This window comes from Nonomuraea sp. NPDC050328, assembly GCF_044459405.1.
GTDB lineage: Bacteria > Actinomycetota > Actinomycetes > Streptosporangiales > Streptosporangiaceae > Nonomuraea.
Genome location: NZ_JBITIW010000019.1, coordinates 76205 through 90392, shown reverse-complemented (window position 1 = coordinate 90392; position 14188 = coordinate 76205). Strand labels below are relative to the sequence as shown.

Here is a 14188-nt window from a genome sequence, read left to right as displayed (position 1 = left end):
AACCGTTCGAACCGAGAGTCTCAACCCCATAACTCATGGTCACAATGCCCTAGTAATAGAGGTATCTCAGCAGGGAGAGAAGCGACGCTAGCTGTCACAAGTAAACGTACGAGAATCCGTCACGGTGACGCTTTCAGGAACGCTTCTTCCGGCGCCTCCAGGCCCGAGTCCGGCATTTCGCCGAACACATCACCGCATCCGCACGAAGATCCACCCCTGCCAGCCCCTCCGTCTGGCACTCAGGGCAGACCGCCAGGGCCGCCGGCGCCTCCTGCGGCATCTCCTTGATCCGTGCTCGGGCTTCTTGAGTCCACCGCCAGTACGGCGCGCGACACGCCCCGCGGCACAACACCGCCTGCGGCCGCATCCAGTCCGGCAGCACCGCCCCGCAGTTCCGGCATGCCCGCAGACTCACCTCACCACCCACGCCTCAACCAAAACCTGAGACGTCGCAGCACGCTATGCCCTCACCAGCCACAAGCCCAACCAATGATCACCATCGGGCTTAGAAGAAGGTACTAAAGGAAGGCGGCCAGGCTGCGCGCCAGGGGTTCGGGTGCGACGTCGTGGGTCTGACCGGGCATGGTCTCATGGTGGGCGTTTGGCAGGGCGGCGGCCAGGGCGCGAGCAGGATCGCGCAGCGCGGGCGGGCTGGCTCCGCCGTCCATGACGAGAACGGGGATCTCTACGGCCTTGATCACCTCCATGGGAATGGCGCCTCCGGCGGAGGCGTGGACGGCCTCGGAGTCGTAGGCGAGGCTGGGCCCGAAGGGCTCCAGGGTGGGCCAGAAGGGGGCGGTCCGCATCTGGGCGATCACGTCTTCGGGCGTGCCGACCAGCTTCATGAAGCGTGCCACGGCATCGCCGTGGCGGCCTTCGGCCAGAAGGGCGGCCAGGTCGGCGGCGTAGGTGGCACGCTCCTGGAGGGCCTCGCGGCTGCCGTCGGTGAAGGGAACCTCATAGACGGCCAGGCGGGGGATAACACCGGGTCCGAGCGCTGCGGCAGCCCGCAGGGACAGGGCGCCACCGGAAGAGATGCCGAACACGGCTGCCTGGCCGCCGGCAGCGCTGATGAGGGCTGCGAGGTCCTCGATCTCGCGTTCAACGGCGAAGGGCTGAGTGTCTCCGCTGTCACCGCGGCCGCGTCTGTCGTAGTAGTACAGGGTGAAACGTGACGACAGTGGTTCGGCAACCGCTACGCCGGAGCGGCGGTCATTGAGAGCACCACCGACGTAGATCAGCGGCGGGCCGTCGCCGTAGCGGTCGAAAGCAAGGCGGGTGCCATCCTGGGAGGTCACGAAGTCCATCAAGGGGGTCCTTTCATTCGCCTCACCCACCAGCCGAAGGCTACGTGTGCCACCGCCGTGGGTGCGAGCAACGCTGCTTTGACGGGTAGACCCATGACGGTGTGGAAACTCATCGGCGGGGTTCGAGATACCGACCATGCGCGCGACGAGGAGGGCCTCATGCAGCCCGATCGAGACGGTGAAATCGCTCGGAGGAGCCGTCGGCCTCATCCATGGCGCATCGTCCTTGGGCCTCGAGACTGTGTGATCACGCTGCCTCACTACTGGTTGTGACACAGGCACTTACGCTATGAAAATCGTCTACTACACGATCCGCAATTGTCACTCTTATCCGGTTTGGCGCAAGCTGGACCTGGCTGGAACCACAGATCGAGCCGTGCCTGAAGATTCTTCATGGACACACCACCGAAAGGAGGCAGAGAGTTATCGCCGGATGGGCGGCTGATACGGGAATTAAGCCGTGTAAATAGCCCACTCGGCATGATTCCTACGAGCCTTCTGGAGCCTTTCCAGAAGGCTCGTCGCGTTGCTGCCCGGTAGCGACGACGTGCGCGTGTCCCCGGCACGGAGGGGCATCGCGGGAGTGTCGGCCATGCCTGCCGCAGGGGGTGTGTCTCGCCTTCGTTTCGTCCCGGACGATGAAGATACCTAATGACTTCCCGAGCCCCTCGGCGGATGTCGAGAAGGCCCGGCTCTCCCCTGCTGATGTCTCGACTCGGACTGGAGCCCAGACTCCCCATCGCAGGCAGCACCTAGCAGGGCTGAGCAGGCCGGTGATGGCGGGCAGGAGCCGAGTGAAAGCCTATGAAGATACCGGGCCCCGAGCCCTCTACCAAGGCAGTGCACCTCGGCTCCACCCCACCATCACCGGCCTTTGTACATGGTCGCCAGGATCGTGCCATGAGCCAGTCACAGGAGTCGCCGCCCACTCATACCGGGGCCCGTCGAGCCCTCACGCAGTGCGCGGGCCGGTGGCCGGCTGGGGTCATGAACTGCTGATCGGATGTCGAGCCGTCGAGCTCTCTCATTAGGGCGTGGCGTGCCCCTGCAAGGCTCTCACCAGGACGAACACTACGAAGGAGTCACGTTGACCATCACGTGCGGGATCGACTGGGCCGAAAAGCACCACGACGTCGCCCTGGTCGACGAGGCCGGGAAGTTGGTGGCCAAGCGCCGAATCAGCGACGACGTCAACGGCTGGCGAACGCTGATCCAGCTGCTGGCCGAACACGGCGACCGCCCCGACGCCCGCATCCCCGTCGCGATCGAGACCAGCCGCGGCCTGCTGGTGGCCTGCCTGCGCTCCACCGGCCGCAGGGTCTACGCGATCAATCCACTTGAGATCGGCATGGCCGTCGCCCGCTACCGCGAGCGCCACACGGTAGCCCGGTCGAAGTCCGACCACGCCGACGCCTTCACCCTGGCCAACATCCTGCGTGTCGATGCCGACCACCACCGGCCGCTGCCCGGCGACACCGAACTGGCGCAGGTCATCACCGTCCTCGCGCGCGCCCAGCAGGACGCGGCCTGGAACAGCCAGCAGCTTGCCAACCAACTGCGTTCCCTGCTGCGCGAGTACTTCCCCGCCGCACTGAAGGTCTTCCAGGTTAAGAACATCGGCCTGACCTCGCGCGAGGCCCGCACTATCCTCGCCGCCGCCCCCCACCCCGGGCGCGGCCGCCAAACTCACCAGCCGTCGCCTGCACGCGCTCCTTGGATCCTCCGGCCGCCAGCGCAACATCGAAGCGTGGGCCGACAAGCTCCAGGCCTACTTCGGCGAAGAACGGCTTCGCCAACTCCCCGCCGTCGAAGCAGCCTTTGGCCGATAGGCCCAGGCCATCCTGCTCCAGCTGGACGCGGCCTGCCGCGCTGCCGACGAGCTCGCCCAGGCCGCCGGCGAGGCCTTCACCCAGCATCCGGTCGCCGCCATCGTCACCAGCTTCCCCGGCCTGGGCGAACTCACCGGCGCCCGCGTACTCGCCGAGCTCGGCGACGACCGCGCCCGATTCGCCGACGCCCGCGCGCTCAAGGCCTACGCAGGATCCGCGCCAATCACCCGGGCCTCGGGCAAAAGCCTGGTCGTCCACCACCGCAAGGTGAGGAACCAGCGCCTGGCAGCCGCCGGGTATGTCTGGGCCTTCGCCTCTCTGCGATCCGCCGGCGCTCGTTCGCACTACGATCGCCGACGCGCGAACGGAGACCGGCACTCCAGCGCCCTGCGCAACACCTTCAACCGCATGCTCGGCTGCCTGCACTACTGCCTCCAGAAGGGCGTGCCTACAACGAGGAAGTCGCCTTCCGCAGTCACGACCCGATCGCCGCTTGACGACTGGGCAGATCGGATGTCTTGGTACGCGACGGAAAAGGATCTTGGTCTCGGAGGGGCCCGAGGCGGGTTGTCCAAGGGGTGTCTCATGTCGGAGTGTGTGCCCCTACGCGTGCAGACGCGCGCGAGGAGATGAGACGAGACGGTTGGACAAATGGGGGAGGGGGTGTGTGCCGGAGGGGGCAGCGGCGACGGCGCGGGAGCGCTTCGGCGATGGCGTCGCCGGCGGCTTCGACCCGGCGGGCGGCCGGGCCCAGGCGCGGGTGCAGGGTGGCGATCTCGGCCAGGAGGTCGGCGTGCCGTACGGGTCGAGCGCGGCCGCCACCTCTCGCAGGCCCCGCTCGACCCGGTCAGCGCGATGCGGGTCTGGATCACCTCGGCGAGTTGCTCGCGTGGGGTGAGCGGCAGGGAGTAGCCGCGCTCGGCGACGGCCCGGGCGGCCTCCGCGGCGAAGGCTCCGACGGACAGGCCGTCGAGTTCGGCCGCTGCCTCGATGGTCTCCAGCTCGCTGTCAGACAGCCGTAGAGGGCCGATGCTGTGGGGCCGGGCTACGGCTTGGCGAGGGCGTCGACGGGCCATCTACGGGCCTCCTGTGTGGCGCAGGGAGAAAACGCCTCGATCATGCCTCTGCGATGCTGCGAGCGGGCGCCCCGGCTCGTAGAACCGCGTAACTCTGACTTATGCACTAACTTGCTCCGGGGTGATCATGGCTTCCGTCCGGGACGAAACGAGCGGTCCCGTCGTTGAGCGCGACACGGCTGGCAGCACACGCGACAGGCGTTGGCAGCACGCCGTCATCGTTGTAATGCCTAATAAAGCCGCTGCCTCGCCCTGCGTACGCCTGGCGGGCAGTGCCGGCACTCGCGCAGACCTGGTAATGCCGTGGCCCTCGAGGCCTGCACCGAGACGGGATGACGTGAGACGGCGCCGGTGGCCCGGGCCCGCCATGGAGACGACGTGACGTCTTTTGGTGTGTTCGGGCCACCCGGGGCGGTGAGTGCAGGCAGATTGCTAATCGTGGTTCGAGCCCGCCCGCACGGCGCAAACCTCGCATGTGCTGAGCCATGGAGCTCTCCCCAAGAGCGGAGGTCGTGCGGGTTGCTGGGATCGCGAACGGCTCAATCGGAGGGAAGGCCATCGAGCCTTGTTATTAGGGTGCCGCGCGTTCTCGCCAGGGTCTTGACCAGGCCAGACCGTTGGAGTTCGTGGGAGGGATGGACAGGAGAGTGAACGGGTGAGGGTGTTCTGCGGGATCGACTGGGCGGAAGGACATCACGACATCGCGCTGGTTGACCAGGACGGGCGGCTGGGTGGCCAAGCGGCGGATCGCCGAGAGCGTGGAGGGGTTCGGCGAGCTGCTGGCGATGCTCGCCGAGGCCGGCGACAACGCTGACGCCCCGATCCCTGTGGCGATCGAAACGCCGCGCGGTCTGCTTGTCGCCGCTCTGCGGGAGACCGGCCGCCCGGTCTACGCCATCAATCCGATGGCGGTGGCGCGCTATCGCGAGCGCCACAGCGTGGCCCGCAAGAAGTCCGACCACATTGACGCGATGTCCCTGGCCAACATCCTGCGCACCGACGCCCACGCCCATCGTGCGCTGCCGGCCGACAGCGAGCTGGCCCGTGCCATCGCAGTCTTGGCCCGCGCTGCTCAGGACGCCACCTGGCGACGAACCAAGGCATCCAACGAGCTGCGCTCGCTGCTGCGGGAGTTCTACCCAAGCTTCCTGGGCGCCTTCGCGACCGGCGGAACGAACCTGGCCAGCAAGGAAGCGCGGGCGGTCCTGTGGCGATCGCGCCCACCCCGGCCGCCGCGCTCAAGCTCACCAGCGCCCGCATCGCGGCCGCCCTGCGCCGGGCCGGGCGCAAGCGCCGCGTCGACGAACTCGCCGCCGAGCTGCTGCAGGCGCTCAAGCGCCCGCAGCTTCGGCAACCACCGCGCGTCGAGAAGGCTATGGGCGAACACGCCCGCGCCCTGCTGGCCGTCTTGGAGACCGAGTGCGCCAACGCCAACCAACTCGCCGCCGCCACCGCTGAGGCCTTCGGCGAGCACCCCGACTACCGGGTGATCACCAGCTTCCCCAGCGTGGGCGACCTCAACGGCGCCCGTCTCCTGGCGGAGATCGGCGACGATCGCCAACGGTTCCCCGACGCCCGCGCCCTGAAGGCTTACGCGGGGTCGGCTCCCATCACACGGGCCTCTGGGCGAACCCTCACCATCACCCGAAGAGTGGTGAAGAACAACAGGCTGACGGCCGCGGGGATGACCTGGGCGTTCAGCGCCATCGTCAACCACCCGCCAGCCCGCCAGCACTACGACCAGCGGCGCGAACGCGGCGATCGGCACTGGGCCGCCCTGCGGCATCTGTTCAACCGGATGCTCGGACAGCTGTTCCACTGTCTGAGCACCGGCCAGACCTACGACATCGCCAAGGCCTTCCCCGAACAGCCAGCGGCGGCCGCCGCTTGACGCCTTGGGCTATCGGAGGTCTCGGTGTGAAGGTCTGTGGGTTGTGAGGGGCCGAGAGCGGCTGAGCGTGGAGTGGACTAGTTGGCGGTCGGGGGTTCGGCGTCGATGGCGGCCAGCTCGGCGCGGAAGTCCTCGAGGCTGGTCTTGGCGACGGAGGAGGTCATGCCCAGCGAAGTTGTCATGTTTGACTTCCAGCCCGTCCTCTCAGGGCTTGAGCAGACCGATGGCGATGGCGATGACAGCGGCGTTGTAGAAGAACGACACGACGCTGTGGACCATGACCTGCCAGCGCATCCGGCGGGTAGTGACCGACACGTCGGAGGCGGCGAACGTGGCGCCGATGGAAAAGGAGAAATACAGATAGTCGACTCGGCCGGGGGCGGCGTCGCCGGGGAAGGCCAGGCCGCCGTGCTGCTCGTCAACCTCGGCGTACATGCCGCTGTACCCGACGTGCAGGAGTAGCCAGGAGCTGATCATGGCGACGCCGCCCACGAGCTGAACGTCCTGGTCGTGCCTGATAAGGATCGTCAGGACGGCGGCCAGAACTCCGACCGCGCTGGCCGTCGCGGCGAACAGGAAATCGGGCCGCAGGCCGGGCAGAACGGATGGAACCGCCGGCCGGCGACGCGGCGTGACGTCCAACCGTGACCTGCGCAGGACCAGAAAACCGGCGGCGAGGTAGACGATCGCGAGGACGTCCCACAGGCCCAGGATGGCGAGGCGGTTCCGGTCAGGACCGAGCACGACGTACAGCCCAAGCCCGACCAGAGCCAGTTCGATCAACCGTGCCATCCAGTAGATCGTCCGTCTGAGCAGGTCCACCCTCGCAGCTTGTCCCAGTCTGGGGCACAGCCTGGGGTGTGACATACCAAGGCGGAGTAATGGACCGCCCAGCCGGCCCGCGCCTGGGATACAGGGGAGTCATGGCCTCGTTCCGGACCGAAGGGCATCAAGGGAGCCCGGAAAGCCGGGCCGATCCCCGCCAACTCCCTCCTTAGGCCCGGCGGTACGGCCGGGCCCCTTCGGAGCAGACGGGAGGTCAGGAGGCGTCGATGGCGTCGACGGCTGCGATCAGGCGGGCACCGAGCCGGGGCCGGGCGGCCTCGACCTCCTTGTTCAGTTTGTAGTAGTACGGGCCGCCGGCCGACCCGTCGACGCCACGGGCCGTGTCCAGGTCGCCGCGCGTGATCCCCGAGATGATCTCGCGCGTGGTGTCGGCGTCGGCAGGTCGGCAGGTCGGCCGGTCGGGCGGCGAGCGCGCGTAGCGCGGTGACGCTCTCGAAGACGTCGTAGTGCTCGTGGAACGGGCGGGCCTGGGCGGCAGCCGGGAGGGCGCCGGGTGAGAACAGGTGCTCCAGGACGTCGGCGGCCAGCTCCAGCAGCGGCGGCGGCAGGGTCTCCTTGTTCCAGGCCAGGGTGGACAGATGGCTCTGCAGGTCGATCACGACTCCCTAACGCTCGGAGCAGACCAGGATCCAGTCGGCCAGGGTCACCCGCGAGCCTAGCCTTGATCCGTCTTGATGTTGACCTGGCGGAGGTTCGCGATGCCGGTTGAGTTCTTGTCCGATGAGCAGGCACGGACGCTTCTCACACGGACGGGCGGAGCGCCCCGACGAGGTGGTCGACTGCGTCGCTCGTACGCCCCACGCTGTCAGGCGTCGAAGCGGCGGCGGGCGCCCTCGATGTGGCCGAAGTACTGGTGGGTCCAACCGCAGATCAGGTCGACCGTTGCTCGCAGGGCTTGACCCGGCTCGGTGAGGGTGTACTCGACCCGCGGCGGCACGGTGGGGTGCACCTTCCGCTCGGCCAGGCCGTTGCGCTCCAGCATGCGTAGGTTCTGGGTGAGCATCTTGTGGCTGATGCCCTCGACCTCGTTCCGCAGCTCGGTGAAGCGCAGGGTGCGTTGCCCCAGAGCCTCGATGATCAGCAACGCCCACTTGTTGGCGACATCCGAGAAGATCTCTCGTGCCAGGGAGTCCGCGCGCCTCAGGTCCGCTTCGTCGGTCAAGCCGCTGAACTGCTTGGTCACCATCAGGTTCCCCCGTCACTGAAAAGTGCGTTCTTCCATGTCAGCGCACACTCTCCTATGGTTCTTGAGTAACCACAAGAGAGCACAAGTGTCCTGGTCCGGCGGACGCGGACCCGCGAGTGCTGGGCAAGGAGACAGACGGCATGGTCATCACCCTGGCGAACCCCAGCGGGTTGCCCGAGATCAACGTCTAACGACAGGTGCCGATCGCGTAGGGACGAGGGCTGATCTTCGTCGCCGGGCAGGCGCCCTGGGATCCCGAGGGGGATCATGGCCGGCGAATGTGAACTCGCGGCGACAAGATGCCCCTGCTCCTGGAAGAGACCTCGTGCGCGGCCCGCGAAACCGGGGGCTTCCGGTCCCACCGGCCACACTGCTGGGCGTTGCGGCGCTAGACATCCACGGCCACCTGGTCGAGATCGAAGCCCTCGCAATCCTCGACTGAACAACTGCGCCTTTGGGCTCACCCAACCAGACGAAAGACTAATGAGGAGATCTCATGGCTGTTTCGCTCATCAACCCTGACGGGCATGTCCGAGTCCCGATCTACCACCACGTCGCGGTGGCGACGGGAAGCAGGCAGGTCCACATCGCGGGACAGGTCGCCTGGGACGAGAACGGCGACCTCGTGGCGCCGGGCGATCTCGCCGGACAGGTTGCCCAGGTCTACCGCAACGTCGCCAAGGCGCTGGACGCGGCAGGAGCGACGTTCCACGACGTCGTCCGCTTTACGTGGTACGCCGCAGGCTGGAAGAGAGAAATGTACGACGCCTTCAACGCGGGCATCGAGCAGGCAGACCGCGAGTTCGATACCGCTACGCCGCCGCTCGCGCTGATCGGGGTCGATATCCTCTTTGAGCCCGGCATTCTCATTGAGGCCGAGGTCACCGCAATCATCGATTAAAGTGTATCGCTTCAAACTTCGTACACATGGCCTGAGCTGGTGTTTCTTTGGGTTGGCTAGGCTGCTCGGTGGTACTCGTTGTTCGCTCCGCTGAGCACCCTGCGGCGCTGAATCCGGCCTTCCAGCGGGACAAAACAACGTGCTCGTCTTGATTGGGTAGGCGTTGTTGGCGGGACTGGTGCGGGCGATGGTTGTTGTAGTGCTCGGCGTACTCCTCCAGGACCGATCTCAGGTGACGTTCGTCGTAGATCAGCATCTGGTCGGTGCATTCGGCTCGGACGGTGCGCACCCAGCGTTCGGCATAGCAGTTGGCCCGAGGTGTCCGCGGTGGCGTCTTCATCACCGTGATCCCCTCGTCGGTGAAGAGCTGAGCGAAGGCGGCGGTGGATTTGGCATCCCGGTCTCGGATGAGGAACCGGAACGAGGTAGCCCGGTGCCCGAGATCCATGAGCAGGTTGCGGGCCTGCTGCGCGGTCCAGGCTCCGGTGGGATGGGCGGTAACGCCCAGGATGTGTACGCGTCGGGTCTCCACCTCCATCACGAACAACACGTACAGGCGCTTCAAGAAGATCGTGTCGACGTGGAAGAAGTCACAGGCCAACAGTCCTTTCGCCTGCAGGCGCAGGAACGTCCGCCACGAGGTGTCGAAGCTTCGTGGCGCCGGCGGCTGTTGGGGTGGACGCAGAATCCGCCGCACCGTCGCCGCGCTGACCTGCACACCGAGCCGCACCAGTTCGCCGTGGACTTTCCGGTACCCCCACCTCGGATTCTCCTGGGCAGACGAAGGACCAGCGCCCTGACCTCTTTGCTGGCTCCGGGACGGCCGGTGCGGTGGGGGTAGGTCCAGGAGCGTCTGATCAAACGACGATGCCGGGCCAACGAAGTGCCGGGGGTGACTAGCCGATGAGATCGCAGCCCCGACGGCAGGAAGCGGGCCAAGGCCGCGAGAAGCGCGCGATCGACCCAGTCCGGCCTCGGCCGGACGACCTGACACTTCAACACGGCCACCTCATGGCGGAGCACCATGATCTCGACATCCTTGGAAGCCTGACCACGACCCAGCAACACCAGCCAGCCAAACACCCGGATCAAGGTCAGAGACAGCAGACGCACCGACACAAATCGCGATCTTGCCTGCGCGGCTCCTAGAGGTCAAAACCGCAGATCAAGCACTACGCGATGAGTTCTGAGGCAGTACAGGATCGATGACCAGGCGGCATACCTCGGCGACGTGGCCGGTGGCGGTGACCTTGTCCCAGCCGGCGTCGGTGAGGATGGCGAGGGTGAAGCGGCCGTCGTCGGGGTCGGGGGTGCGGGTGAGCCAGCCCTTCTTCTCCAGGCGCTTGGCGGTGTGGGAGAGCCGGGAGAGGGAGGCTTCGGCGAATTCCGCCAGGTCGCTCATGCGCAGGGTGCGCTCGGGGGACATGGAGAGCCCGGCGAGGACCTGGTACTCGAAGTGGCAGATGCCGGCGTCGCGCTGGAGTCGGGCATCCAGGGCGGCGGGGAGGCTGACCAGCATGCCAACCATGGCGAGCCAGGTCCGCTGTTCCTCGTCGTCCAGCCAGTTCGGCTCGTCGGTGTTCATACTCCCACGATGATTTGACGCTTCAAGCGGGACGGCGACTGTCTCGTGCATGGGTGGGCCTCCCGGTCCACGGCTGGACGGAGCAAGAGCTGGGCGCACACCGAGCCGAACCAGTTCACCATGGATCCGCCGATACCCCCACCTCGGGTTCTCCGCGCCAGACGGAAGACCAAATCCCGGACCTCTTTACTGGCTCCGGGACGGCCGGCGACGGTGTGGATATGTCCATGCGCACTTGATCAAACGCCGATGCCAGCCAGCAAGGTGCCCGGGGCGACCAGCCGATGAGCGCGCAGCGTCGGCGGCAGGAAACGGGCCAGCGCCGCCAGGAGCGCTCTATCAGCCCAGTCCGGCTTCGGCCGCACAACCTGACGCTTCAGCACCGCAACCTCGTGGCGAAGGACCATGATCTCGACATCGTTGGACGCCTGGCCACGCCCCAGCAACACCAGCCAGCTGAACACCCGGATCAAAGTCAGATACAGCTCACAATAGAAGGCCCCGTACACGGGGGCACGATCAGTGCAGACCGGTGGCGCTGTTGTTGGTTAGTGATCAGGGGGAGTCGCAGGTCTGTGCCGCCACTCTGGAGAACGCCAGGGCCTTGGCGGAGACGCCGGCCGTACGCCACATGAGCGCGTACTCGAACGGCGCGACGTCGTGGAAGGGGACGTACACCAGGTTGGGCCGTGGGTAGTAGCGGGTGCCCTGGGCAGCGGCGATCGTGACGCCGTCACCCGCCGCGACCAGCGCGAGCAGCTCCTGCCAGTACTTGGTGATGACCGAGTGCCGGATCGGGCGTCCGGCGGGGGTGCGATCGGGCATGTGACGCGCGCGGAAATAGCCGGGCATGCCGTCGATGAGCAGCAGGTTCTCACCTCCGAGGTCCTCGACGGAGACCGAGGTACGGCCGGCCAGGCGATGGGTGGCGGAGACGGCGAGCACGGTCGGGTCGCGCAGGAGCACCGGGCCCACGGTGAGGTCGAGCTCGTCCACGGGCAGCTCGACCACTTGGAGGTCGAGCTCGCCCCGCCGCAGCGCACCGAAGCGGTCGGACAGGTGAACCTCGCGGATCTGCACCTCGCAGCTCGGGTGCGACGCGCGGAAGGCTTTGACGACCAGCATGACCTGCTCGCTGGCCGCCGGGCTGGAGAATCCCACGCGCAGCACGCCGCCGGTGCCGCGCGCGGTGTCCGAGGCCTTGGCCAGGGCTTCGAGGATGCCGTGACAGTGCGGGGCGAGGTCCTCACGCAGCTGCCTGCCCAGCGAGGTCATCACCACCCGGCGGCTGGTGCGCTCGAACAGCGCGCCGCCGACACGGCGTTCCAGGGCCTGCGTCATCTGGCTGACCCGGGCGCGCGACACGTGCAAACGGTCGGCCGCGCGACCGAAATGCAGCTCTTCGGCCAGCGTCAGAAACGTCTCCAGCTCCTGCCAGTTCACCGGCACCTCCCTTCGGTAAGCGCACCTTACCGAAGGGTGAGAACTTCACCATTGTTCGTGGCCATACGTCCCATTCACACTGTTCCAGGCGGACGACCGCCGACGACGAAGGGCTGAACAACCCGATGACCAGGCAGCGCATCGAGCTGGCGACGGTGTCGCCACGAGCCGTTGCCCTGATCAACGAGTTGGAGGACGTGCTGCGCCACGAGGGGCTTTGCGACGACCGGCTGCGCGAACTGGCGCGTATCCGGGTCGCCCAGCTCAACGGCTGCGCGTACGCCCTGGCCCAGCGCTCTGCGGAGGCGATCCGCCTGGGTGAACGGCAGGAGCGGATCAACGAGCTGGCGGGCTGGCGCGACTCACGCCGGTTCACCGACTCAGAACGCGCCGCCCTGGCGCTCACCGAGAGCATGACCAGGCTCCCCGCCGACGGCGTACCCGACGACGTGTACGGCACGGCGGAGCACCTGCTCGGCCCCTACAGCCTCGCGAATCTGATCATGGCGGTCTCCATCGCGAACGCGCTCGACCGCATGTGCCTGACCGCGAGGATCTCCCCTCCCCACTAAGCCGCGCGAGGCCCCGGCCCCCATCCGGGGGCGGCTTCGTGCTGCCCAGGTATCTCCGAAAATGAGGAAAATCATGATGTCCCGTGAATCCAGGGAAGCAGCTCCCGATCCACGGAGATGGCTGGCACTTACCCTGCTGGTCGCCGCCTTCTTCATGGTCATCGTCGACTCCCAGATCGTCATGCTGGCCCTGCCCTCGATCGAGAGCGAACTCGGCTTCGCCCCGGGCGGTGTCCAGTGGGTGATGAGCGCCTACCTGCTGAGCTTCGGTGGCCTGCTGATGTTCGGCGGGCGCACCGCCGACCTGCTCGGCGGGCGCCGGATGTTCCTGTACGGCACCGCCCTGTTCGGCGTCGCCTCCGTGCTGTGCGGCATGGCGTGGACCGACGAGGTGCTCATCGCGGCCCGCGTCGTCCAGGGCGCAGCCGCCGCGATCATGACCCCGACCGCGATGGCGGTGCTCATGCACACCTTCGCCGAGGGCCCCGAGCGCAACAAGGCGCTGGGTATCTGGACCGGCATCGGCGCGTTCGGCGCCACCGCCGCGCTGCTCATCGGCGGCCCGATCACCGACGGCCTCGGCTGGCCGTGGATCTTCTACATCAACGTCCCCGTTGTCGCCGCGGTGCTGATCTTCGGCCCGAGGCTGCTGAAGCAAACGCCCGTCCAGCCGGGCCGCCGCCAGTTCGACCCGGCGGGCGCGGTGACCATCACCGCCGCCATCGCGCTGCTCGTCTACGCCGTGTCCGAGGCGCCGATCGCGGGCTGGGGCAGCGGCCAGACGATCGTCATGCTGGCCGCCGCCGTAGTGCTGCTCGTGATCTTCACGGTGATCGAGAGCCGATCGAAGGCGCCGCTGGTGCCGCTGCGGATCTTCCGCTCGCCGACGGTGGTCGGCGGCAACATCCTGATGATCATCGTCGCCATGGCGGTGTACGGCGGGGCGCTCATCACCTCGCTCTACGCCCAGCAGGTGCTCGGCTACAGCGCGGTGAAGTTCGGCCTCAGCACGGCGGTCTACGCGGTCATGTCGATCATCGGCGCGAACGTCAGCGCCCGCCTGGTCGCCAAGGTCGGCTACAAGCCGATCGCGATCGTCGGCATGACGCTGCTCTCCGGTGGCCTGCTGCTGCTGACCCGGATCGACCCGGACGGCGGCTACTGGAGCGACCTGTTCTTCGGCCTGGTCATCTTCGGCTCCGGCATCGGCAGCACCAACGTCGCAGCCTCCATCGCGTCGCTGACCGGCGCCAAGTCCGAGGAGTCCGGCCTGGTGTCCGGCATCAACAACGCCGTCTTCCAGATCGGCGCCGCTCTCGGCATCGCCATCGCCTCGTCGGTGGCCTTCGCCTACACCACAGGAACGAGTCCCGCCGGCCTGAACGACGGCTTCCAGGCAGGGTTCCTGGCCACCGCGATCTTCGCACTGATCGGCCTGGCCACGGCGCTGCTGCTCCTGTTCCACCGCAAGCCCGCCCAGGCCGCCGAGCCGTCTGCGAGCACCGGCGCGAAGGCCGGCAAGCACGCGGTGACCGTCCACCACTGATGGGAC

At 67.2% G+C, this 14188-nt stretch carries 10 protein-coding genes and 2 pseudogenes; 5 read left to right on the top strand and 7 right to left on the bottom strand.

All coding sequences use genetic code 11. The features are described 5' to 3' along the window. Positions 1–518 precede the first annotated feature (518 nt). Positions 519–1307, bottom strand: a complete 789-nt coding sequence (locus ACIBG7_RS42830) for an alpha/beta fold hydrolase (RefSeq protein ID WP_397340018.1) — start codon at positions 1305–1307, stop codon at positions 519–521. Positions 1308–2352: 1045 nt separating this feature from the next. Between ACIBG7_RS42830 and ACIBG7_RS42825 the strand changes: the two are divergent. Both ACIBG7_RS42825 and ACIBG7_RS42820 read left to right on the top strand, forming a co-directional pair. Further along, a pseudogene (locus ACIBG7_RS42825) lies at positions 2353–3574 on the top strand (IS110 family transposase); the annotation flags it as partial. Positions 3575–4867: 1293 nt separating this feature from the next. Continuing rightward, positions 4868–6103: pseudogene (locus tag ACIBG7_RS42820) on the top strand (IS110 family transposase). 204 nt (positions 6104–6307) lie between these two features. On the opposite strand, the gene ACIBG7_RS42815 reads toward ACIBG7_RS42820, so the two are convergent. Then, positions 6308–6925: a DUF1345 domain-containing protein gene (locus tag ACIBG7_RS42815; RefSeq protein WP_397340017.1), complete on the bottom strand. Its 618-nt coding sequence runs from the start codon at positions 6923–6925 to the stop codon at positions 6308–6310. 829 nt (positions 6926–7754) lie between these two features. Continuing rightward, on the bottom strand, positions 7755–8111 hold the full coding sequence (locus ACIBG7_RS42810) for a winged helix-turn-helix transcriptional regulator (protein ID WP_397340016.1): 357 nt from the start codon (positions 8109–8111) through the stop codon (positions 7755–7757). Positions 8112–8631: 520 nt separating this feature from the next. Here ACIBG7_RS42810 and ACIBG7_RS42805 point away from each other — a divergent pair. Beyond that, positions 8632–9036 (top strand): RidA family protein, encoded by a 405-nt coding sequence (locus ACIBG7_RS42805; protein WP_397340015.1) that lies wholly within the window; start codon positions 8632–8634, stop codon positions 9034–9036. Here ACIBG7_RS42805 and ACIBG7_RS42800 read toward each other — a convergent pair. The 4 genes from ACIBG7_RS42800 to ACIBG7_RS42785 form a co-directional block, all read right to left on the bottom strand. Further along, positions 9026–9766 carry an integrase core domain-containing protein gene (locus tag ACIBG7_RS42800; RefSeq protein ID WP_397340014.1) on the bottom strand — a complete coding sequence of 247 codons (741 nt, stop codon included), beginning with the start codon at positions 9764–9766 and terminating at the stop codon, positions 9026–9028. The genes ACIBG7_RS42805 and ACIBG7_RS42800 overlap by 11 nt on opposite strands. A gap of 435 nt (positions 9767–10201) precedes the next feature. Then, positions 10202–10621, bottom strand: coding sequence for a MarR family winged helix-turn-helix transcriptional regulator (locus tag ACIBG7_RS42795; RefSeq protein WP_397340013.1), 420 nt, complete (start codon positions 10619–10621; stop codon positions 10202–10204). A 239-nt stretch (positions 10622–10860) separates the two neighbouring features. Further along, positions 10861–11130, bottom strand: coding sequence for a hypothetical protein (locus tag ACIBG7_RS42790; RefSeq protein ID WP_397340012.1), 270 nt, complete (start codon positions 11128–11130; stop codon positions 10861–10863). A 46-nt stretch (positions 11131–11176) separates the two neighbouring features. Further along, a complete protein-coding gene (locus tag ACIBG7_RS42785) occupies positions 11177–12064 on the bottom strand; it encodes a LysR family transcriptional regulator (RefSeq protein ID WP_397340011.1) in 888 nt (295 codons plus the stop codon). Positions 12065–12189: 125 nt separating this feature from the next. Here ACIBG7_RS42785 and ACIBG7_RS42780 point away from each other — a divergent pair, with 125 nt between their 5' ends. Further along, positions 12190–12636, top strand: a complete 447-nt coding sequence (locus ACIBG7_RS42780; protein WP_397340010.1) for a carboxymuconolactone decarboxylase family protein — start codon at positions 12190–12192, stop codon at positions 12634–12636. Positions 12637–12709: 73 nt separating this feature from the next. Further along, a complete protein-coding gene (locus tag ACIBG7_RS42775; protein WP_397340009.1) occupies positions 12710–14182 on the top strand; it encodes an MFS transporter in 1473 nt (490 codons plus the stop codon). Positions 14183–14188 lie beyond the last annotated feature (6 nt).

What these genes read in the sequence shown, in the direction of transcription:
- ACIBG7_RS42795 (WP_397340013.1), bottom strand. Translation starts at nt 10,621, where the DNA reads ATGAACACCGACGAGCCGAACTGGCTGGACGACGAGGAACAGCGGACC.
- ACIBG7_RS42830 (WP_397340018.1), bottom strand. Translation starts at nt 1,307, where the DNA reads ATGGACTTCGTGACCTCCCAGGATGGCACCCGCCTTGCTTTCGACCGC.
- ACIBG7_RS42780 (WP_397340010.1), top strand. Translation starts at nt 12,190, where the DNA reads ATGACCAGGCAGCGCATCGAGCTGGCGACGGTGTCGCCACGAGCCGTT.
- ACIBG7_RS42805 (WP_397340015.1), top strand. Translation starts at nt 8,632, where the DNA reads ATGGCTGTTTCGCTCATCAACCCTGACGGGCATGTCCGAGTCCCGATC.
- ACIBG7_RS42775 (WP_397340009.1), top strand. Translation starts at nt 12,710, where the DNA reads ATGATGTCCCGTGAATCCAGGGAAGCAGCTCCCGATCCACGGAGATGG.